This is a genomic window from Azospirillum sp. B21 (genome assembly GCF_008364825.1).
In the GTDB taxonomy this organism is placed as follows: domain Bacteria; phylum Pseudomonadota; class Alphaproteobacteria; order Azospirillales; family Azospirillaceae; genus Azospirillum.
The window spans coordinates 541,188-563,115 of record NZ_VTTO01000003.1; the positions used below are offsets into that span (position 1 = coordinate 541,188).

The window sequence follows — 21,928 nt, forward strand, 5'->3', positions numbered from 1 at the left end:
AACGCAACGCTGAGGGGGAGGAATTCACGCATGATCGCACGTCTTTTGGCCGGTGCCGCCCTGGCCGCCCTGACGATCGGTGCCACGGGACCGGCCAATGCCCAGCAGGGCAAGCTGTCCGGCGACATGGTCAAAGTCGGTGTGCTGAACGACCGCTCCGGCCTCTATGCCGATCTCGGCGGCGAGGGATCGGCGGTCGCCGCGCGCATGGCTGCGGAGGAGTTCGGCAACAAGATTTTGGGCAAGCCGATCCAGATCATCACCGCCGACCACCAGAACAAGCCCGACATCGGTTCCAATCTCGCCCGCCAGTGGATCGACCAGGACGGGGTCGACGTGATCGTCGACGTGCCGAACTCCGGCGTCGCCCTGGCTGTCCAGGAAGTGACGAGGGAAAAGAAGACGATCTTCCTGATGGAAGGCCCGGCGACGTCGCGCCTGACCGGCGACGCCTGCTCCCCCACCGGCTTTCATTGGCCCTACGACACCCGCGCGCTGGCGGTCGGCACCGGTCAGGCCATCGTGAAGGAGGGCGGCGACAGCTGGTTCTTCATTACCGCCGACTATGCCTTCGGACACCAGTTGGAGGCGGACACCTCGGCCCAGGTGAAGAAGGCCGGCGGAAAGGTGGTTGGCTCGGTCAAGGCGCCGCTGAACACCGCCGACTTCTCCTCCTTCCTGCTGCAGGCACAGGCGTCTGGCGCCAAGATCGTCGGGCTCGCCAATGCCGGCGGCGACACCATCACCTCGATCAAGCAGGCGTCGGAATTCGGCCTGACGCAGAGCGGGCAGCAGAAGCTGGCCGGCCTGCTGATCTTCCTGTCCGACGTGCATGCGCTGGGGCTGCAGGTCGCCCAGGATCTGGTGCTGACCACCGGCTTCTATTGGGATCGCAACGACGAGACCCGGGCCTGGTCCAAGAAGTTCTTCGATCGCCACGGCAAGATGCCGACCATGGTGCAGGCCGGCAGCTATTCCGCCGTCCGGCATTACCTGAAGGCCATCGAGGCCGCCGGCACGGACGACGGGCCGACCGTCGCCGCCAAGATGAAGGAAATGCCGGTCAACGACATGTTCGCCCAGAACGGCAGCATCCTGCCCAACGGACGCATGGTCCACGACATGTATCTGGCGCGGGTGAAGAAGCCGTCGGAATCAAAGGGGCCGTGGGACTATTACGAAATCCTGCGCACCATCCCCGGCAAGGAGGCTTTCGCCACCTTCGAAGAGAGCGGCTGCAAGCTGCCCAAGTAAAAGCGTGACGTGAGCAAAAGCGTGACGTGACGGAATGGCACCCCCGCCGCCGCATCGGTCGTAGGCCGGCGCAGCGGCGGAGGCGGCAGGGGAGAGCGACGCTCATGATGGGGACGATTTTCGGCATTCCGCCCCAGGCGCTGTTCGGACAGCTTCTGCTGGGGCTGATCAACGGGTCTTTTTACGCGCTGCTCAGCCTTGGGCTGGCGGTGATCTTCGGCATGCTGAACGTCATCAACTTCGCCCACGGCGCGCTGTACATGATGGGCGCTTTCGTGTCCTGGCTGCTGCTGACCAAGCTCGGCATCGGCTATTGGTGGGCGCTGCTGCTGGCGCCGCTGATCGTCGGGCTGTTCGGGGTGGTGCTGGAAAAGACGCTGCTGTCGCGGCTGTACAAGCTGGACCACCTCTATGGACTGCTGCTGACCTTCGGCCTCGCGCTGATCGTGGAGGGGGCCTTCCGCCACCAGTACGGCGTGTCGGGCCAGCCCTATCCCATTCCCGACGCGCTGAAGGGCGGCCAGAATCTGGGCTTCATGTTCCTGCCCAACTATCGCGGCTGGGTCGTGGTGGCATCGCTGGTCGTCTGCCTCAGCACCTGGATCGCCATCGAAAAGACGAAGCTGGGAGCATACCTGCGCGCGGCGACGGAGAACCCGGTGCTGGTCCAGGCCTTCGGCATCAATGTGCCGCGCATGGTGACGCTGACCTATGCCTTCGGCGTCGCGCTGGCCGGGCTGGCCGGTGTGCTGGCGGCACCTATCTACCAGGTATCGCCGCTGATGGGATCGAACCTGATCATCGTAGTGTTCGCGGTGGTGGTGATCGGCGGCATGGGGTCGATTCTGGGGGCGGTGTTGACCGGCTATGGTCTGGGCCTGTTGGAAGGTCTGACCAAGGTCTTCTATCCGGAGGCCTCGAACATCGTGGTCTTCGTCATCATGGCGGTGGTGCTGATGATCAAGCCCGCCGGCCTGTTCGGACGGGAAAGGTGAGCGCATGAGCCTTCATTCGCAAAGCGGCGGCCGGGCGTCCGCCAAGGCTCCCCGTACCGCCGCACGGGTGTCCGTCCCCGACAAGGGCCTGACGCCGGCGAGGATCGGCGCACTGGTGGTGCTCGCCGGCCTGCTGGCGGCACCCTTCCTGCTCTATCCCGTCTTTTTGATGAAGGTGCTGTGCTTTGCGCTGTTCGCCTGCGCCTTCAACCTGCTGATCGGCTTCGGCGGCCTGCTCAGCTTCGGCCACGCAGCCTTCTTCGGCAGTGCCGCCTATGTCACCGCCCATGCAGTGAAGGTCTGGGGGCTGCCGCCGGAACTCGGCATTTTGCTGGGCACTGCGGCCTCGGCCTTTTTGGGGCTGGTGTTCGGCGGCATCGCCATCCGGCGGCAGGGCATCTATTTCGCCATGATCACGCTTGCGCTGTCGCAGATGGTGTTTTTCCTGGCGCTGCAGCTTCCCTTCACCCATGGCGAGGACGGCATCCAGGGCGTGCCGCGCGGCGTGCTGTTCGGGATGTTCGACCTGAACAATCCGATGGAGATGTATTACACCGTGCTGGCCGTGTTCCTGATCGGCTTCGCCATCATCTGGCGAGCGGTCCATTCGCCCTTCGGACAGGTGCTGAAGGCGATCCGCGAGAACGAGCCGCGCGCCGTGTCTCTCGGCTACCGCACCGACCGCTACAAACTGGTTGCCTTCGTGCTGTCGGCGACGCTGGCGGGTCTGGCTGGCGGGACCAAGGCCATTGTCTTCCAACTCGCCAGCCTGACCGACGTGACATGGCAGATGTCGGGCGAGGTGGTGCTGATGACGCTGCTGGGCGGCATGGGAACGCTGTCCGGCCCGGTGATCGGTGCAGCGCTGGTGGTGACGTTGGAAAACTATCTGGCGGCGACCAGCCTGCCGGTGCCGGTGGTGATCGGCTGCATCTTCGTCGTCTGCGTTCTGGTCTTCCGTCGAGGCATAGCCGGAGAAATCCAGGCGAGGCTGGGGAAGAAGCACTGAATCTGAAAATATGTTGGGCGAGAGTGGTAGGTGAAGTAAGGAATGTTTCGAAAGAAAGACGCTACGGTTTCAAGATACCTCATACCTCGAAATAATGGGTGCAGGATTATTATTTTGCGCCATGGAACGTTTTGCTTGTCGGGTGTTATACGACTCAACGCGTGCGGCGGTGCAGCAAAATGACCGACGCGAGTTTTGGGAAGAGGCGTCCGCCCGGACGAACGTTTTCGAGGAGCATCTCGCATGGCCATGGACAAAGACACCACGACCACCACGCGTGACACGGCCAACCGTGCGAAGGGTACGGTGGAAGACATGACCCGCGCCGGAGAAGCGACCACCCGACGCGCCGCCGACGCCGCCCGGTCGATGGGCGAAGAGGCGGCCGAAACCGGTCGTCATGCCGCCGATGCCGGCGCGGAAGCCGGCCAGAAGGCCATGGGCGCCGGTGCCGACATGACCCGCCGCACTGCCGACACCGCCCGCACGGTCATGGGGACGGCCAGCGATGTCGCGGGCCGCACGTCGGAGCAGTTGCAGCGCGCTCTCGGCCTGTCCAAGGAAGCCCAGGGCGAGGTCGCCAGCCAGACGCGCGAGACCATGGACGTCATGGTTCAGTGCGGAAGCGTGCTGGCTGACGGCTGGCAGAATGCCTGGCGCGAATGGATGGGCCTGGCCCAGGAAGTCGCAAGCCGCAATGCCGAAGGCATGAACGCGCTGATGCGCAGCCGCACGGTCCCGGATTTCTACGCGACGCAGAGCCGGATGCTGAAGGACAACATGCAGCTGATGCTGAGCCGCAGTGTCAAGATTTCCGAGCTGTCGGCGAACACCGCCAGCACCGCCATCGGCAAGCTGAACGCCCGCCTCGAAGGGGCGGCCCAGCAGACGGAACGCCGCTTCTAGGCATCCACCAATCCGAAAAGGAACGGTCTCCATCCTGACCTGAACCCCGGCCCGCAAGGACCGGGGTTTTTTCTGCACTGGATGCCCTGATTACGGCGCCTCCGGCGTCAGCCAATTCACCGACGCGCCGCCGCCGGTGGTGGGCAGGGCGTCGTGCAGGGCCGGCAGCATATCGCGCAGCGTCTCGTCCAGCTTCCAGGGCGGGTTGACGATCAGCAGGCCGGAGCCGTTCAGGCGCAGGTGGGTGTCTTCGGGATGCCACGTCAGTTCGGCGATCAGCACCTTGGGGATGCCGGTCTTCTCCACCGCGTCCTGGAACCGCCAGACCGCCGCCCGTTCCTTGATGGGATACCACAGGGCGAAAATGCCGGTGGACCAGCGGCGGTGAGCCAAGGCCAGCCCTTCGGCCATGCGGGCGAACTCGTCCGGCTGTTCGAACGGCGGATCAATCAGGACGAGTCCGCGCTTCTCCTTGGGCGGCAGATGGGCCTTCAGCGCGGTGTAGGCGTCCGATTGGTGGACGGAGACGGCGCGGTCGCCTGCGAACTCCGCCTTGAGGCTGTGGGCATCGTCGGGATGCAGTTCCACCAGGACCATGCGGTCCTGCGGGCGCAAGGCGGCACGAGCAATACGGGGAGAACCGGGATACCAGCGCAACGAGCCGTCCGGGTTCAAGGCCTGTACGGTGTCCAGATAGGGCGCCAGCCCCGGATGGGGTGCCGGCTTTCCCCACAGGCGGCCGATGCCGTCGTCGCTTTCCGCGGTCTTGCGGGCCGGTTCGGAGGTCAGGTCGTAGCGCCCGATCCCGGCATGGGTGTCGAGCACGCAGAAAGGCGCCGGTTTGGCGCGCAGATGATCCAGGATCAGCGCCAGGACGGCGTGCTTCATCACGTCGGCCGGGTTGCCGGCGTGGAAGATGTGGCGATAGTTCATGCGCCGGGGTTTACCCGATCATGAGGCTTCGCGCCAGCGGTCATGCCGGCGCCATCGTCGATGCGGGTGTGGATGCGGGATTTGAACGCGCGATTCGGGCCGGAGATCAGTTGATCGCGGCGACCTGCTGGGCATTGCGGAAGCTGCGGCGGGTGCCGGGGGCAACGCTGACCGGATCGGTGTCTTCACAACGGGAGGAGGCGAGCAGCTTCGCGCTCTGCGTATCCAGTTCGGACAGGCTCTGCCAGATCTTGCAGACATAGGCCTGGGCACGGCGTCCCGAACCGCCGTTGTAGCGGGCCAGCGCGGTCTTCCAGTTGCCTTCCTCGCCATGGAAGCGGACCAGAAGCTGGCCGGCGTAGAACACGTTGTCGCGCGGCTCCACGATCTTTTCCAGCGGCTGGAACTCGCCGCGGTGCGAGGCGACGGACAGTTGCATGCAGCCGACATAGGTGTTGGAGCGAAGCTGCCCGCGATGGTCGCGCAGGTGCCGGGCGGCATCGTTGACGTTGCGGGCGTAGTAGGGACGGCCCTGCACGCTCATCGCGAAGGGATGCGGCGCACCGTCCTGGCCGCTTTCAACCAGCGCGATCGCCACCAGCATGCCCGAGGGAATGCCAAGCTTCTGTTCGGCTTCCACCGCGTGGGTGACGCAGCTTTCCTTGGCAAGCGACGGGGTCGCGGTCTGGGCCTGGGCGGGAGTTGCCATCATCAGCGCCACCAGGGGGGCCGTCAGCAGTCCCGCAGCCAGTGCGAAGCGTCCACCCGCTGTGGCGCATACGCGCTGATTTCGTCCCCGCATCCCAAACCTCCTTCTGATGTCGCCCCGTGTTCTACGGCGGCTGTTTGACCCCCCGCGCGGGGCCGTTGTTCCGGTCACCGAGTCGCTTACGGCGACCGCCTCCTACCCAGATGTTCGACGCCTCCCAATCGGGCGCCGCGGCCACACTTCCAAAAATTTGATCCATCGTCAACCGCCTTGCTCCCTGGTAATACCACAGCTTTCGTCCGTCAGATGTCACGCAGAGGCGCCGGGCTGACGGCCTAGACCCTTCGGATGCAGGCATAAGCCTTTGAAGCGCCACATTTGCCGGCGAAATCGAAAGGGGTGTCCCGATAGGCGGAGTCTGCCTTCCGTACAGGGGATGAAAAAGGGGCTACTGCGACCGCGTGTCGCCGGAATCACACTTCCAGATGATTTTCGCGACCCCCTTGCGCGGCGCAGCATGTTGGGGCAGTAAACTCCGCCGCCTTGTTTCCCTGGACTCGGGCGGGTCGGGTTCGAGGGTGCCGCCATGGGCTGATCGCCACTGGATCGCGGCAGGCGGATGCCGAGCCTCACGGGCCGGGGCATCCCGGTCGTGCAGACCCGACCTCAGAGGATCCCAGCCCCTTGTCCGCGGACCCGTCCTTCGGCGGAGCGTCGCCCGCTCCCGATCTCGATCAACTGTTCCGCTTCGGTTACGACCGGCTCTATGCCGGGGATTTTACCGAAGCAGTCCGTGGATTCCGGATGGCCGCCGCCGTCGATCCCGCGAATGGTGAGGCGTGGGCGGCTCTGGCCGACGCCTGTGGCGGGGCGGGGCTGACGGAGCGGACGGCGGCCTGCTACCGGCGCTCCGTGATGCTGGATCCCGCTAACTGGACATGGCGGCTGATGCTGGCCGACGCCCTGCGGCAGTGCGGCGAAATCGCTGCTGCGCATGCTCTATATGGGGTGCTGGCAGGCGAACGGAGCGATTCGGCCCCAGTGCGACTCGGGCTCGCCCATTGCTTGTCCGCGCTGGTCCGGCATGAAGAGGCGCTGGAGGAGTTCCGTGAGGCCGTGGCCCTGCGCCCGAACGACCGCGCCGCCGTGCTGGCGCTGGCCGAGGCGCTGGGCATGGCGGGTGACGCACTGGCGGCGGTGGAACTGCTGCAGCCGCTCGGCCGGCGGTATGAGGATGATGCGGCGGTCCACCATGCGCTGGGTCGCTGCTGGCTTGCGTTGCGCGAACCGGCGAAGGCGCTGTCCGCGCTCCGCCATGCGCGCGATGTCGCCGAGGGGGACGAGGCCGCGCCGATGGAACGGCTGATCGCGGCGCTGGAGGCCGGGGAGGGCGCCGACCTGTCGGCCGCCTATGTCCGCGCCCTGTTCGACCGCTATGCCGACCGATTCGACCAGGATCTCGTCGGCAAGCTCGGCTATGCGGCGCCCGACCTGCTGCGGGCGGCGGTGGACCGCGTGGTTCCGGCGGCGGCGGGCCTGCGGATCCTGGATCTCGGCTGCGGCACCGGGCTGGCGGGCGTCACCTTCAAGCCGCTGGCGGCGCATCTGGCCGGCGTCGACCTGTCGCCGCGGATGGTGGAAAAGGCGCGGCAGCGCGAACTTTACGACGAACTCAGCGTTGGTGACGTGGTGGAGGCGATGGAGCGCTCCCCAAGCGGCTGGGACCTGCTGGTCGCGGCCGACGTGCTGGTCTATATCGGCGAGCTTGCTCCGGTCTTTGTGGCGGCGGCCTGCGCCCTGCCGCCGGGTGGCCATTTCGCCGCCACGGTGGAGAGCCTGCCGGCCGAGTCGGCGCAGGAGTTCGCCCTCGGCGCAACCCGCCGCTACGCCCACGCCGAAGCATATGTCCGCCGCAGTGCGGAGGAGGCCGGCTTCGCCGTGCGCCTGATGGAGCCCTGCGCGCCGCGTCGCGAGAAGGGCGTGCCGGTCGCCGGGCTGCTGTTCGTGGTGGAACGCGCCGCCCGGTGACAGGCTGGCGCCGTCAGGCGCCGCAGGCCTCGACGAAGGACTTGGCGAAGTGCGTCCAGGTCCGTTCGCCCTGGATGAAGGCGAGGGCGCGGTCGGCACGGCGCTTCGCCTCCTCCCGGTCGGCGTGGATCGCCTCCAGATGGGCGACGAGTTCGTTGACCGAGGACTCCTTCCACCCCTTGCGGTCGCCCTTGTGGAACAGCTGGGTCTGCTTCGTCAGCGGCCAGCAGCGCGGTTCGTCGGCCGGACCGATCAGGTCGAGATGACCCGTGTTGGCCGACAGCACCACCGGCACGCCGCAGCCCATCGCCTCCATGGCGACGAGGTTGGTCGCTCCTTCGCACCGGTTGGGGAAGACCGCAGCGTGGCAATCGGCCATCACGGCGGCGATGTCGGCGCGGCCGACGAGACCGAGGTCGACCACCGATCCGGCGGGCAGGCCGTAGCGCGCAGCCCATTCCACCACCTGCAGCCGCCCGTCCGGCCCGATGTCCGGCGGGGTGCGGGTCAACTGCGAGTCGGCGATGGTGAAGGCGACCTCCGGCCAGGGGCTTTGCCAGGCGGTGACGAGCAGGGCCTCCGGATGGCGCTGCTGGAAGGCGCGGAAGGCCATCAGCACGATGTCCTGCCCCTTGCGGTATTCCAGCTTCCCACCTGAAAACACCACGAACCGGTCGCCGAAGCGCCCGGACGGCGGCAGAGGACGGATCTCCGTCGGGTCGACGCCCTGGAAGGCGAGGCCGACAGTGTCGAAGCCCTGCTCCAGCAGAAGGTCGCGGTTGTAGGTGGAATGCACCACGATGCGGTCGAAGGCGCGGGCGCGTGCCAGCACCTCGGCATTGAAGTTCGTATCCTCGAAGGCGATGACGCCGATGTTGCGATGCCCGCGGAAGCGGCGGGAAGGCTCCCCGGTCACGAACCCGTTGCCCAGCGCATGCAGGACGTCGGCATCCGGGATGACGATGGTGCTGTCGCCGTAAGGGGCGGCGGCCTCCATGTAGCGGCGATGCTCGTCCTCCAGGGGCTGCAGCGCCGCCCTGTTTTCCGGCCGCAGGCTGTCCATCATGGGGGCGTCGAGCAGAAGCGGGCGCATGCCCTGTGCAGCCAGGTACAGAGCGGTATGGACACCGACCAACCCCCATCCATGGATCTCGGACAGCGGCCAGGTCAGGGCGAAACGGCGGGTCATGGTGGCCTGCGGCAAAGGGTGGGAGCGGCAGCCTAGACGCGCAGAACCAGGATTTTCAACCGGATATGCACGTCAGGCGCGGAGAAGGGGCGGAAAGCAGGGCCGATTGGTTGCGATGTCGCGCTAAATGGCCTGTGCGTAACGGCCGGCGTCGGCCGGCAGGCACCAGCGGGCATGGAGCTGCCCCTTGCCGTCGAAGCTGCAGGCGATCCATCCGGAACCGTGCAGCAGCCGTCGGCCACCGTCGGTGAATGGCGGCAACTCGAACCTGTGGGCGGGCAGGGGGTGATCCGGCCGGGTGGCGAGCGGCTCCGCCAGCCGGGTGCGCCAGCCCGGCCGGGCAGCAGAGGGAGAGGCGGCGAAACGGGGGGCATAAAGCTGCCACATCTCCAGCCCGCCGCCGCGCAGCACCCCCCGGCCGGCGGCACCCGACAGGCCACGCGACGCGACGGTGATGCGGCAGCCGGTCCGCCGGGAGAAATCGCCGAGCGTGCGGAGCATCCGTTCCCACTCGGCATGGCGACCCGGCGCGGTCCAATGATCGCCCAGCCCACGCGCCAACCGGCGCTGCAGGGGAGCCGGCAGCACCGCACCCAGGCGGTCGAGCGCGGCGGCGGCGGGAACCAGCAGCGGAGCGCCACTCACCAGGATCAGGTGCCGGCAAGCGGCGAAGCGATCGAGCCAGTCCGGCAACAGGCTCCAGTCACGCTCCGACAGGATGCGGCGGGCATTGCGGTCGGTCCACAGGTCGAGCGCCAGCAACCCGGCCTCTCCCATGACGAAGCCCTGTGCCAGGGTTCCGCAGGCAGCCCCCCACAGGCAATCCGGCGGAGAATCGGCGACGGAGCCGGTTTGAAACAGCTGTGCCTGCCGGCGCGTCGCCACCAGCAGCGGGCGCAGGCTGCGCGAAGCGGCATCGCCGTCCTCCCGGCCGCCCCAGGCGCCGGCCAGCAGCCGGCCGAGGTCGGAGCCATCCCACATCATCACCGATGGAATCGAGGCCAGCACGGCCGCCGCCGCGGCTCCGCTCCACCCTCGCAGCATCCGGTCGAAGCCGGCGGACATCAGTTCCTCCGCCACGCCGGGCAGAGGCGGACCGAGCCGGCGGGAGGCGTCGCCCAGCAGAGAGGCTGCCTGCGGGGCGGCGGCCAGCACGGCATCGCCATCGACCTGTCCGCCGGCCTGGATCAGCAGGTGATAGCGGTCGGCGGAATGCGCGGCGAGAAGATCGCGCCATAGTGCCGGGGACGACGGCGGCGCACCACCATCCGGAGGCTCCGCGCCGTTCGTCGCGTCGGTCGTTCCGCTTCCGTACAGAATAGCCATGCGTGGGAGTGATTGACGACCCGGAACGACCACCATCCAGCGGGGTCCATCGGGGAAGCCATAGGCGACATTGGTGTCGCGCATGCCGCGGGGAACAGCGAAGTCGAAGCGCCAGACGTGGCGGCGGCGCCAGACCGTCAGGTGGCGTGGGGGAACCGGCAGGGTGACGCCGTCCACCCGCAGGTCGTCGGGTTCGACCTCCCCGTCCAAAACGAACAGCGCCGACAGCCACCATCGGTCGCGCTGTTCACCGCGGAAATACAGGATGGGGCCGAGCAGGATGCTCGGCTCCGCTCGTCTGCGCGCCATGCCTCATCCGTCCGAACCCGCGCCCCAAAAAAAGGGGCATCACCGCATCCCATAGCGCATGGCGCCGCGGAACGGAGAGGAAAATCGCGAGGGCTCAGCCTTTCCGCTTGCGCAGCAACTCCAGCATGCGGGGCGGGACCTGTTCGTTCAGGACCGGGTCATACAGGCGATGAAGTTCCTCCACATGCTGGCGATGCTGGGCGAGCAGCGCCTTTGCGTCGGGATCGCTCTCGACCACGCTTTCGAATGCCGCGCGCTCCCGTTCGTCGAGGGCGCCGTCCAGATAGGCGTTGATATCGGTCATCGTCACACGCTTCATCTCTGTCGTTCCCGGAAGGGTCGCCGGGGTTTTTCCCCTGGGACACGATCAACCGTGACACGTCCGGTGGCTCCGCCGTTTCCGGAAAGATCGGCCGAAAGGACGCCTACCCAATCTTATGGGCATGATCCTCGGCCATACCAGTCCGACAAACGGCGCGATCACTGCTCCCTTTCGAGGCGAGCAATCCGGCACCGCCATCCTCTTTCGCGTCGCCCGGCCAAGTAACAGGACGATGTTGCTGATTGTTCCAGCCGGTGACGGGGCGGAACGCGACGCAATCGGGGCTGTTGTGATCGTGCAACGCATCCCATCCGCGCCCCGTCAGGGGTACAGTGAAAGGAGAAATGGCCGTGGCTCAGCAGGAGAGCAGGCAGCCGCCCCAGCACCAGGACAGCCGGCCCGGCCATCAGGCGCCGATGGATCCCCAGCCCTCGGAAACCCGGCCCGGCTACCGCGGCAGCGGCAAGCTGCGCGACAAGGTGGCGCTGATCACCGGCGGCGACAGCGGCATCGGCCGCGCCATCGCCGTGCTGTATGCCCGCGAGGGCGCAAAGGTCGGCATCCTGTACCTGAACGAGGATGAGGACGCCCGCGAGACCCGCCGGCTGGTCGAGGCGGAGGGCCAGCCCTGCAAGATCCTGAGCGGAGATGTCGGTCAGGAGGAAACCTGCCGCAAGGCGGTGGAAAGCATGATCGGCGAGCATGGGCGCATCGACATCCTGATCAACAACGCGGCCGAACAGCACCCGCAGAAGTCGATCGAGGACATCACCGCCGAACAGCTGGAGCGGACCTTCCGCACCAACATCTTCGGCCAGTTCTTCATGGTGAAGGCCGCCCTGCCGCACATGCACGAGGGCGCCTGCATCATCAACACCACCTCGGTCACCGCCTACAAGGGCAGTCCGGAATTGCTGGACTATTCGGCGACCAAGGGCGCCATCGTCGCCTTCACCCGGTCGCTGTCGATGGCGCTGGCCGACCGCGGGATTCGCGTCAACGCGGTCGCTCCGGGGCCGATCTGGACCCCGCTGATCCCTTCGACCTTCGACGAGGAGAAGGTGGAGAATTTCGGCGGCAACGTGCCGATGAAGCGCGCCGGCCAGCCGGACGAGGTTGCGCCGTCCTTCGTCTTCCTGGCGTCGGACGATTCTTCTTATATGTCTGGTCAGGTCCTGCACCCGAACGGCGGAACGGTGGTCAACGGCTGACGCGCACCGGCCGGACGCAAAGGCCCCGCTGCATCGATCCCGGCGCAGCGGGGCTTTTTCGGAGCGATGTCGTCAGGCCTTGCGGATGCGGGCGACGAAGGCGTCGACCGACTCGCGCAGGCTCTGCGCCTGGTTGCCGAGGCTGCCGGCGGCTTGCAGCACTTCGGCCGCCGAGCGGCCGGCCTCCTGCGAGGCGTCGTTGACGCCCATGATGCTGCGCGACACCTCCGCCGTGCCCTGGGCCGCCTGCTGGACATTGCGGGAGATCTCGCCGGTGGCGGCGGTCTGCTCTTCCACAGCGGAGGCAATGGAGGTGGCGATCTGGTTGACCTGCTGGACCGTGTCGGCGATGCCGCGGATGGCGCCGACGGCCCCATGGGTCTCCTTCTGGATCGCCTGGATCTGGCCGGAGATTTCCTCGGTTGCCCGTGCGGTCTGGTTGGCGAGGCTCTTCACCTCGCTGGCGACGACGGCGAAGCCCTTGCCGGCCTCACCGGCGCGCGCCGCTTCGATGGTGGCGTTCAGAGCCAACAGGTTGGTCTGGCTGGCGATCTCCTGGATCAACTGCACGACGCTGCCGATCCGTTCCGCCGCCTGGGCCAGGCTTTCCACGGTGTCGTTGGTCCGCTGCGCCTCGTCCACCGCGGACCGGCTCATGCGGGTGGCGGATTCCAGCTGCCGGGCGATTTCGCTGATGGAGCTCGCCAGCTCTTCGGCGGCGGAAGCCACCGTCTGTACATTGCTGAGCGTCTGGTCGCTGGCCGCGGCGACGGAGGCGGCCTGACGGGTGGTCTCCTCCGCAGTGGAGGACATGCTTTCCGCATTGCTCTGCAGTTGGGTGGCTGCGGACGACACCGCACCGACCACGCTCTGGACGCTCGCCTCGAAGCTGTCGGCCAGAGCGTTCATCGTCCGGGTCTTTTCCGCCGCGGCGCGGGCTTCGGCGTCCTTGGCCTCCTGCTCCATGCGACGATTGTTGAGGAGGTTCTGCTTGAAGACCTCCACCGTGCGGGCCATCGACCCGACTTCATCCCCACGATCGGCGCCGGTGACCGTCACCGCCGCGTCGCCCTTGGCCAGTTGCTCCATCACGTCGTTCAGCACCGTGATCGGGCGGCGGATGCCGAAGACGGCGATGACGACCGAGGTGGCGGCGGCAAGGAAGATCGCGGCGATCATTCCGCCGATGGCCCAGGCGATGACGGCGTCGGTCTCGTCGCTCAGTTGGGCGGAGGACCGCTGCACGCTGGCATTCACTTCGTCCGCCAGCTTTGCGGCGATGCTGAAGGTCTCCACCACCAGCGGGCGGCATTCCTTGGCGTAAAGGGCGGCGGCACCGGCTTGGTCACCTTTCTCCTTCAGCGCCATCACCTCGGGCAAGGCGCGCTTGATCGAGGCCAGCATGTCGGTCATCCGGCCGACGGTCGCCGTCGTTTCCGGCTTGGCGAGACGGGTGACGACTGTATTGGACGCCGCGATCGCAGCCTGGATTTCGTTCAGCGACTTGGCCAGCGTGGGAAGTCCGGCCGGATCCTGAAGAAGCAGGACGTTGTTCATCTCGCGGCCCAGATTCGCGACGTCACCACGCATCCGTTCAAGTTTCTGGGCGAATTCGATGTCGATCATGATCAGATTGGAATAGTTCCCATCCACGCGATTCAGGGTGTTGGCCATGAAGGTGGCCAAGCCGGCTGCCACCACGCTGAGAAGAAATACGACAAAATAGATTTTCGGGCCGATCCCGATTCGCGACAACGGATTCATGATTTTCACCCACACTTAAGCGAACTGGTGTTCTGGATACGATCGATGCAAGCACCGATCGACTCGCATTCAGCGTAAGCATAGGTCAACGTCATATGAACAATGGGTTAACGCCGCAGCAATTAGGCGATTTTCGGGAATATTATCTCGGCTTCTTAGGTAGCTAAAAAAGTTCTCCAGTTTTACGAAAATATTATTTTGTTGGGTAAGGGGCAGTGATCTGTATCAACTATTGCGTAAATGCATGGCAGCCATTTCTCGCCTGAACGTGTGACGCTATGCCCGAATGCATGCACCCCCCGCAACAGGTTGCGGAGGGTGCATGGCGCTGCCGGACGGGACCGACCGCAGAGGAAAATGGGATCAGGCGGTCATCAGGTTGTTCAGCCGTTCCCGCGCGCGACACAGGCGGGACCGGATGGTGCCGATGGAGACATTCAGCGTTTCCGCCGCCTCCTGATAGGGGCGGCCTTCAATGGCGACCAGCTTGACCACCTTGCGCTGGCTGGGGGTGAGGGAGGAGAAGGCGCGATCGACATCGCGGAAGACCAGACGCGACATCTGCGCCGCATCGACGGACATGGCGCCGTCCCACAGTTCCACCTTCGTCACATGGCGGTCGCGCTGCAGGTTGTTGAAATGCAGGTTCTTCAGCATGGTGGTCAACCACGCCTGCATATTCGTGCCGGGTTCGAAACGATGCTGGCGAGACAGGGCTCGGGCCAGGCAGTCCTGCAGCAGGTCCTCTGCGGCATTGGCGTCGCGGGTCAGTTTGCAGGCATAGCGCTGCAGGTTCGGCATGCAGCGGATCAGTTCGTTTTCGAACGAGTACGCCATGGTCTTTCCTTCCTCCACGGTCTGTTCGCCCCGGCCGGCCGGTTGAGCGGCGGCACCCTTCCGGCGGGGCGCAAAGCAGGGACGGCGTTTGGTGTTCCGGCGCGCGAGCGGGGCGCTGCCGGTTCGAAAGGCTGAGGATCGAAGCTGTTTAAAGTCTTGCGGCGTCAGGCGGCCCGGTGGGATGCCATCTGCCAGCCTGTCATCGGACTTTGGCCGGCAATCTCTTGGACAATCCCTCGGGCGATCCCGGCGGGATATCGCGGAACGATCCGGTCGGCGGTGGCGTCATTGAGGCGGTCCCGTTGTTGCCCGTCGTTGATCGTGTCGGGAGCTAAACGCGCCGTCCGCCGCGGATGTTCCACCGCCGGATTCGGAAAGAGTGACTTCGGTGGCAGATCGCGGAGATTCCGGTCGCGGTTCCGCTTGCCGGGCTTACCACCACCGAACGCGCCTTGCGGTGCCGGAACGCAACAGTCAGGAGGTGGCCGGGGAGCGCGCCGCGAGCGGCTTTTCCAGGCGTAGCGCCGCCATATCGTCCTCGTAATAGGAGGGATAGACAGCGAAGCGGCAGTAGCCGGCGGCGGTGTAGAGCGCAATCGCCGCAATGTTGTCCGCCCGCACTTCCAGCCGCAGTCCGCTACAGCCATGCGCCGCCGCGGCATCCTCCAGCGCCGACAGCAGGCGGCGGGCGATGCCCCGGCCCCGGCAGCCCGGTTCCACGGCGAAAGACGTGAGGCGGGCGAGGGGTGTTCCCGCGTGGAAGCCCAGGACACCGTAGGCGACCGGCCAGCTCCCTATGTCGGACGGCCAGTCGCCCAACCGGTCGTCCGACCGGCGACCCACTTGGCAGTCGGCCACAAGGACCACACCTTTTGCTTTCAGGATCGCGTAGCGGAAGTTGCGCTGCGTCATCCGGTCGGTCGCGAAGCTCCGCTCCTCGATCGCCAGCAGCGCGGGTATGTCGGCCGCTGTGGCACGGCGGATGACGATGCATGTTGCATCGCAGTGGACAGGATCGATTTCGTGACGCATCGTTAACGGGAAAAAGGGGATGGGATGCCACTCTACTCCCTTTTACCACAGTGAAACGACGGTATGGTCCGCGTGGGGAAAGCTTTGTTTAACCAACAGCGCCGACACTCCTCCCCATGTTGGCCCCCTGTTGGAGCGCTGTCCTTCCAGCCGCCCGCTCCTATTGGCCTTTCAAGCAGAAAGTCAGGACATGGACGCTCGGTTTAAATCTCGCGACATCGAACGCCGCAGCCTGGATGTCGACGGCCTGAAACGGTCGTTCCTGGAATGGCTTGTCTATTCGGTCGGCAAGGATGCCCGCGCCGCCACCCGCCGCGACTGGTTCCACACCGTGGCGCTGGCCGTGCGCGACCGCGTCGTCGACCGCTGGATGGACACGACGCGCAGCTACTACCAGGAAGACGCCAAGCGCGTTTATTACCTGTCCCTGGAGTTCCTGATCGGGCGTCTGCTGACCAACAGCCTGTCGAATCTGGGCATCATGGACGAATGCCGTCAGGCTCTCGACCGCCTCGGCCTGTCGATGGAGGACGTGGTCGATGCGGAGCCGGACGCGGCGCTCGGCAACGGCGGCCTCGGCCGTCTGGCCGCCTGCTTCCTGGACAGCATGGCCTCGCAGGCGCTGCCCGGCTACGGCTATGGCATCCGCTATGAGTTCGGCCTGTTCGAGCAGCGCTTCGAGAACGGCTGGCAGGTCGAGTATCCGGAACAGTGGCTGCAGTTCGGCAACCCGTGGGAATTCGCCCGGCCGGAGGTGCTGTACCCGGTCCAGTTCTATGGCCGCGTCGAGGAGTTCCGCGACAGCGTGGGCGAGCGCGCCTATCGCTGGGTCGATGCCGACCGCGTGCTGGCGATGGCCTATGACACGCCCGTCGTCGGCTTCGGCGGCGAGACGATCAACACGCTGCGCCTGTGGTCGGCCCGCGCCACCCGCGACTTCAACTTCGGCCACTTCAACGACGGCGCCTATATGAAGGCGGTCGAGCAGAAGATCCTGTCGGAGAATCTCAGCCGCGTTCTCTACCCCAACGACGCGACGGAGACCGGTAAGGAACTGCGGCTGAAGCAGGAGTATTTCTTCACCTCCGCCTCGCTGCAGGACATCCTGCGCCGCTATCTGCAGCATCATTCCAGCTTCGAGAACCTGCCCAACAAGGCGGCGATCCAGCTGAACGACACCCATCCGGCGATCGGCATCGCCGAGTTGATGCGCCTGCTAGTCGACCAGCACGCCCTGCGCTGGGACGATGCGTGGGACATCACGCGCGCCACCTTCGCCTACACCAACCACACCCTGCTGCCCGAGGCGCTGGAAGCCTGGCCGGTGCGGATGATCGAGCGGGTGCTGCCGCGCCACATGCAGATCATCTACGAGATCAACGCCAAGTTCCTGAACCGCACCAAGGCGCGGGCGGACGGCGACAATGCCAAGCTGTCGCGCCTGTCGCTGATCGACGAGCGCGGCGAGCGCCGCGTGCGCATGGGCAACCTGGCCTTCCTCGGCTCGCACAAGGTCAACGGCGTGTCGGCCCTGCACACCGAACTGATGAAGCAGACGGTGTTCGCCGACTTCCACGAGGAATTCCCGGACCGCATCAACAACAAGACCAACGGCATCACCCCGCGCCGCTGGCTGAAGCAGGCCAACCCGGCCCTGTCCGAACTCATCACCACCCGCATCGGCGAGGGCTGGATCTCCGACCTGTCGCAGATCTCGGCCCTGCGCGAGAAGGCCGACGACGTGGTGTTCCGTGAGGAGTTCCGCCGGGCCAAGCGCAAGAACAAGAAGCGCCTCGCCGCCTACATCGCCCGCCAGACCGGCGAGGAGGTGTTGGTCGACAGCATCTTCGACGTGCAGGTCAAGCGCATGCACGAGTACAAGCGCCAGCTGCTGAACGTGCTCCACACCATCGCGCTGTACAACGAGATGCGCGACAACCCGACGGTCAGCTGGGTCCCGGTGACCAAGGTGTTCGCCGGCAAGGCGGCGCCGTCCTACCATATGGCCAAGCTGATCATCAAACTGATCAACGACGTGGCCAAGGTGGTGAACCACGACCCGTCGGTGCATGACAACCTGAAGGTCGTGCTGCTGCCGAACTACAACGTCACCGCCGCCGAGATCATCATCCCGGCCGCCGACCTGTCGGAGCAGATTTCCACCGCCGGCATGGAGGCGTCTGGCACAGGCAACATGAAGCTGGCGCTGAACGGCGCGCTCACCATCGGCACGCTGGACGGTGCCAATGTCGAGATCCGCGAGCATGTGGGGGCGGACAACATCTTCATCTTCGGCATGACCGCCGACGAGGTGAACGACCTGCGCGCCAGCGGCGGCTTCAACCCGCGCGAGGTGATCGCGTCGAACCCCAGCCTCAAGCGGGCGCTCGACATGATCTCCACTGGCGCCTTCTCGCCGGACGACCGCAACCGCTACCACCCCATCGTCCAGGCGCTGACCGACGGCGGCGACCATTTCCTGGTGACGGCGGACTTCGCCGACTACTGCCAAGCCCAGGATGCGGCGATGGAGCTGTACCGCGATCCGGAGGAATGGACCCGCAAGGCCATCCTGAACACCGCCAACATGGGCTGGTTCTCGTCCGACCGTACGGTCAACGAGTATGCCGGGGAGATCTGGGACGTACACCCGGTGCATCCCAACCATGACGGCGAGGGGTTCCGGTAAGGGTGCGAAGTTAGACCCCCACCTATCCTCCCCCGCCGGGCGGGGGAGGGACTGCCGCAGCTTTTTCGAACAAGCGCTTGTCCCCTCCCCCGCCCAGCGGGGGAGGGTCAGGGTGGGGGCAATTCGTAGCCACCCACGCAACCGCACAGCCGGCGCTTTACAAGCCCCCTCCATTGGGCTATGACAACCAGCATGAACCGCACGGCCATCACCACCACTACGACTAAAAAAGCGACTCGCTTCGGCGGGCAGCGTCGTGGTGCGTGCTGATCGGATCGACCAGCGTTTCTTCCACGAGGCAGGCCCCGCCGGACAACGGACGGGGCCTCGTCGTATCCGGGGTCCGCTGTCCGAACGACCGATAGGCCGGTCCGATCAACAGTGCGACAGACAGGACGGAACCCCGACATGAGCAGCAACATCGCCTCCGCCTCTTCCAAGTCCCTCCGCGTCGCCGTGGTCGGCGCCACCGGCGCCGTCGGCCGCGAGATGGTCAAGGTCCTGCACGACCGCAATTTCCCGGTCGCCGAACTCGGCCTGTTCGCCTCCGAGCGCTCCGCCGGCAAGGTGCAGGAGACCCCCTACGGTGCCCTGACCCTGAAGGCCTTCGACGCCGCGGTGGTGAAGGGCTATGACGTCGTCCTGCTGGCGGTGTCGGGCGACTTCGCCAAGGCGCACGCCAAGGATCTGGCCTCGGCCGGTGCGCTGGTGATCGACAACAGCTCGGCCTTCCGCTACGACGCCGACATCCCGCTGATCGTTCCGGAAATCAACGCCCACGTCTTCCGCGAGGCGTACGCCAACGGTTCCCGCCTGATCGCCAACCCGAACTGCACCACGGCCATCGCCGTCGTGGCGCTGGGTCCGCTGCACAAGGCCTTCGGCATCAAGCGCGCCATCGTCTCCACCTATCAGGCCACCAGCGGCGCCGGCGCCGAAGGCATGGCCGAGCTGGAGGAGCAGACGCGCAACCAGCTGGAGGGCAAGCCGGTCACCAACAGCGTGTTCCGCCACCCGATCCCCTTCAACCTGATCCCCCAGATCGACGCCTTCCAGGAGAACGGCTACACGAAGGAGGAGATGAAGGTGACGTGGGAGACGCGGAAGATCATGGAGGTCCCGGACCTGCTGGTCAGCTGCACCGCCGTCCGCATCCCGACCTACCGCGCCCACTCCGAGGCCATCACGCTGGAGACCATCCAGCCGGTCACGCCCGACGCCGCCCGCGCCGTGCTGGCCGATGCCGCCGGCGTGAAGGTGGTGGACGATCCGGCCAACGGCGCCTATCCGATGCCGCTGAACGCCACCGGCCAGTATGACGTCGAGGTCGGCCGCATCCGCAGCAACCTGGTGTTCGGCGACCATGGCCTCGACCTGTTCGTCTGCGGCGACCAGCTGCTGAAGGGCGCCGCCCTGAACGCCGTGCAGATCGCGGAGCTGGCTTTGTAAGCAGAAACCCAAGGCTCTGGAATCCCAGGGCCGGCACTGCTATGTAATGCGACGGGGGCCGATGGGCGTGTTTCGCCTGTCGGCCCTTTCTCCGTTCGCCTGTCGGCCCTCGGGCCGTTCGTAAGATCACCTTCTCTTGTCACGGGACTTTGCGCATGTCCGAACTTCAGGACGCCGTCTCCCGCCGTCGGACCTTCGCCATCATCGCGCACCCCGACGCCGGTAAGACCACGCTCACGGAAAAGCTGCTGCTGTTCGGCGGCGCCATCCAGATGGCCGGCGCCGTCAAGGCGCGCGGCGAGCAGCGGCGCGCCAAGTCGGACTGGATGAAGGTGGAGCGCGAGCGCGGCATCTCGGTGACCGCCTCCGTCATGACCTTCGATTTCGACGGGCGCACCTTCAACCTGCTCGACACGCCGGGCCACGAGGACTTTTCGGAGGACACCTACCGCACGCTGACCGCGGTCGACAGTGCGGTGATGGTGATCGACGGCGCCAAGGGCATCGAGGCGCAGACGCTGAAGCTGTTCGAGGTCTGCCGTCTGCGCGACGTGCCGATCATGACCTTCTGCAACAAGATGGACCGCGAGGCACGCGATCCCTTCGACCTGATCTCGGAGATCGAGAGCGCACTGGCGCTGGAAGTCACGCCGGCCAGCTGGCCGATCGGCATGGGCCGCGACTTCCTCGGCTGCTACGACCTGATCCGTGACCGGCTGATCCTGATGGACCGCAGCAAGGGCGACGAGATCGACGAGGGCATCGAGTGCAACGGCCTCGACGATCCCCGCCTGGACGAGCTGCTGCCGGCCCACGCCGTCGCCAAGCTGCGCGAAGAGGTGGAGATGGCGCGCGGCCTGATGCCGGCCTTCGACCTGGAGGCCTATCGCGCCGGCCATCTGACGCCGATCTATTTCGGCTCCGCCATCAACAATTTCGGCGTGCGCGAGCTGCTGTCCGGTCTGGCGGAGAACGCTCCGCCGCCGCGTCCGCAGCCGGCCGATCCGCGCACTGTCCAGCCGGACGAGGAGAAGGTCACCGGCTTCGTGTTCAAGGTCCAGGCGAACATGGACCCGAACCACCGCGACCGCATCGCCTTCGTCCGCCTCTGCTCCGGCCGCTACAAGCGTGGAGCCAAGCTGAAGCACATCCGGTCGGGCAAGCTGATGGCGGTGAACAACGCCGTGCTGTTCCTGGCCCGCGACCGCGAGGTGGCGGAAGAGGCATGGCCGGGCGACATCATGGGCATTCCCAACCACGGCAGCCTTCGCATCGGCGACACGCTGACGGAGGGCGAGGATCTGCGCTTCACCGGCGTGCCCAGCTTCGCGCCCGAACTGCTGCAGCGCGTCCGTCCGGACGATCCGATGCGGGTGAAGCACCTGCGAAAGGCGCTGGAGCATTTCGCCGAGGAGGGTGCCTCCCAGGTGTTCAAGCCGCTGACCGGCGCCGACTGGGTCGTCGGCGTCGTCGGCCAGCTGCAGTTCGAGGTGCTGGCCTCGCGCATCGAGGCGGAATACGGCATCGCCGCCCGTTTCGAGGGCGCCGGGCTTGACGCCGCCCGCTGGGTCGAGACCGACGACAAGGTCCAGCTGGAAAAATTCATCGAGCTGAACCGCTCGGCGCTGGCGGAGGACCATGACGGCGCCCTGGTGTTCCTGGCCCGCAATGCCTGGCACCTGAACCGCGCGCAGGAGGATTTCCCGGCCCTGCGGTTCCTGAAGACGCGCGAACAGAACCGCAAGGTCCATACCGCGGCCTGACGGACAGCACGCTTTTCCTGTCGCCCGCCCTTGGTTGAACCCTGGGGCGGGCTCCCTTTTACCCACTGAAATACGTACCGGACTTCCCAGCTGGACGGACCGCTTGACGGCGTCGGTCCGGTGTCGGAACGTGTGCGGGTGCGCTTAACAGTTTCGACACGTAATCAATGGCCTCCGTCGGACGGACAGGGTCGGAAATGAGG

General features: G+C 66.1%; 17 protein-coding genes. 9 read left to right on the top strand and 8 right to left on the bottom strand.

All coding sequences use genetic code 11. The annotated features are described in order from the left end of the window. Positions 1 to 30: 30 nt before the first annotated feature. The 4 genes from FZ983_RS10755 to FZ983_RS10770 all read left to right on the top strand — a co-directional run bounded on the left by FZ983_RS10755 (position 31) and on the right by FZ983_RS10770 (position 4,164). The gene (locus FZ983_RS10755) at positions 31 to 1,254 is read left to right on the top strand and encodes an ABC transporter substrate-binding protein (RefSeq protein ID WP_149223541.1); all 1,224 of its coding nucleotides are present in this window, start codon (positions 31 to 33) and stop codon (positions 1,252 to 1,254) included. A gap of 107 nt (positions 1,255 to 1,361) precedes the next feature. After that, positions 1,362 to 2,249 carry a branched-chain amino acid ABC transporter permease gene (locus FZ983_RS10760; RefSeq protein WP_149223622.1) on the top strand — a complete coding sequence of 296 codons (888 nt, stop codon included), beginning with the start codon at positions 1,362 to 1,364 and terminating at the stop codon, positions 2,247 to 2,249. 4 nt (positions 2,250 to 2,253) lie between these two features. Beyond that, entirely contained in the window at positions 2,254 to 3,258 is a 1,005-nt protein-coding gene (locus FZ983_RS10765) for a branched-chain amino acid ABC transporter permease (RefSeq protein WP_149223542.1), read from the top strand. A 243-nt stretch (positions 3,259 to 3,501) separates the two neighbouring features. Then, a complete protein-coding gene (locus FZ983_RS10770) occupies positions 3,502 to 4,164 on the top strand; it encodes a phasin family protein (protein WP_149223543.1) in 663 nt (220 codons plus the stop codon). 90 nt (positions 4,165 to 4,254) lie between these two features. On the opposite strand, the gene rlmJ is transcribed toward FZ983_RS10770, so the two are convergent. Together rlmJ and FZ983_RS10780 are read right to left on the bottom strand one after the other, a co-directional pair. Further along, positions 4,255 to 5,097, bottom strand: coding sequence for a 23S rRNA (adenine(2030)-N(6))-methyltransferase RlmJ (gene rlmJ, locus FZ983_RS10775; RefSeq protein WP_149223544.1), 843 nt, complete (start codon positions 5,095 to 5,097; stop codon positions 4,255 to 4,257). A 106-nt stretch (positions 5,098 to 5,203) separates the two neighbouring features. Next, positions 5,204 to 5,899, bottom strand: coding sequence for a transglycosylase SLT domain-containing protein (locus tag FZ983_RS10780; RefSeq protein ID WP_149223545.1), 696 nt, complete (start codon positions 5,897 to 5,899; stop codon positions 5,204 to 5,206). Positions 5,900 to 6,490: 591 nt separating this feature from the next. Here FZ983_RS10780 and FZ983_RS10785 point away from each other — a divergent pair. Continuing rightward, on the top strand, positions 6,491 to 7,834 hold the full coding sequence (locus FZ983_RS10785; RefSeq protein ID WP_149223546.1) for a tetratricopeptide repeat protein: 1,344 nt from the start codon (positions 6,491 to 6,493) through the stop codon (positions 7,832 to 7,834). A 13-nt stretch (positions 7,835 to 7,847) separates the two neighbouring features. Here FZ983_RS10785 and FZ983_RS10790 read toward each other — a convergent pair whose 3' ends face one another. From FZ983_RS10790 to FZ983_RS10800, 3 genes are all read right to left on the bottom strand, one after another. Continuing rightward, on the bottom strand, positions 7,848 to 9,023 hold the full coding sequence (locus FZ983_RS10790) for a glycosyltransferase family 4 protein (protein ID WP_149223547.1): 1,176 nt from the start codon (positions 9,021 to 9,023) through the stop codon (positions 7,848 to 7,850). A gap of 123 nt (positions 9,024 to 9,146) precedes the next feature. Continuing rightward, positions 9,147 to 10,658, bottom strand: coding sequence for a hypothetical protein (locus tag FZ983_RS10795; RefSeq protein WP_149223548.1), 1,512 nt, complete (start codon positions 10,656 to 10,658; stop codon positions 9,147 to 9,149). A gap of 94 nt (positions 10,659 to 10,752) precedes the next feature. Next, on the bottom strand, positions 10,753 to 10,977 hold the full coding sequence (locus FZ983_RS10800; protein ID WP_149223549.1) for a hypothetical protein: 225 nt from the start codon (positions 10,975 to 10,977) through the stop codon (positions 10,753 to 10,755). A gap of 347 nt (positions 10,978 to 11,324) precedes the next feature. On the opposite strand from FZ983_RS10800, the gene FZ983_RS10805 reads away from it, so the two are divergent. Beyond that, the gene (locus tag FZ983_RS10805; RefSeq protein ID WP_211102887.1) at positions 11,325 to 12,191 is read left to right on the top strand and encodes an SDR family oxidoreductase; all 867 of its coding nucleotides are present in this window, start codon (positions 11,325 to 11,327) and stop codon (positions 12,189 to 12,191) included. Between the two features lie 72 nt (positions 12,192 to 12,263). Here FZ983_RS10805 and FZ983_RS10810 read toward each other — a convergent pair whose 3' ends face one another. The 3 genes from FZ983_RS10810 to FZ983_RS10820 all read right to left on the bottom strand — a co-directional run bounded on the left by FZ983_RS10810 (position 12,264) and on the right by FZ983_RS10820 (position 15,824). Beyond that, on the bottom strand, positions 12,264 to 13,877 hold the full coding sequence (locus FZ983_RS10810) for a HAMP domain-containing methyl-accepting chemotaxis protein (RefSeq protein ID WP_247883707.1): 1,614 nt from the start codon (positions 13,875 to 13,877) through the stop codon (positions 12,264 to 12,266). A 441-nt stretch (positions 13,878 to 14,318) separates the two neighbouring features. Next, on the bottom strand, positions 14,319 to 14,792 hold the full coding sequence (locus FZ983_RS10815; protein ID WP_085089358.1) for a sigma-70 family RNA polymerase sigma factor: 474 nt from the start codon (positions 14,790 to 14,792) through the stop codon (positions 14,319 to 14,321). A gap of 474 nt (positions 14,793 to 15,266) precedes the next feature. After that, on the bottom strand, positions 15,267 to 15,824 hold the full coding sequence (locus FZ983_RS10820) for an N-acetyltransferase (protein ID WP_149223551.1): 558 nt from the start codon (positions 15,822 to 15,824) through the stop codon (positions 15,267 to 15,269). A gap of 190 nt (positions 15,825 to 16,014) precedes the next feature. Here FZ983_RS10820 and FZ983_RS10825 point away from each other — a divergent pair, with 190 nt between their 5' ends. From FZ983_RS10825 to FZ983_RS10835, 3 genes are all read left to right on the top strand, one after another. Next, entirely contained in the window at positions 16,015 to 18,513 is a 2,499-nt protein-coding gene (locus tag FZ983_RS10825) for a glycogen/starch/alpha-glucan phosphorylase (protein ID WP_149223552.1), read from the top strand. Between the two features lie 408 nt (positions 18,514 to 18,921). After that, a complete protein-coding gene (locus FZ983_RS10830; protein ID WP_149223553.1) occupies positions 18,922 to 19,962 on the top strand; it encodes an aspartate-semialdehyde dehydrogenase in 1,041 nt (346 codons plus the stop codon). A gap of 155 nt (positions 19,963 to 20,117) precedes the next feature. Next, positions 20,118 to 21,725 carry a peptide chain release factor 3 gene (locus FZ983_RS10835; RefSeq protein WP_085089362.1) on the top strand — a complete coding sequence of 536 codons (1,608 nt, stop codon included), beginning with the start codon at positions 20,118 to 20,120 and terminating at the stop codon, positions 21,723 to 21,725. The last annotated feature ends 203 nt before the right edge of the window (positions 21,726 to 21,928 follow it).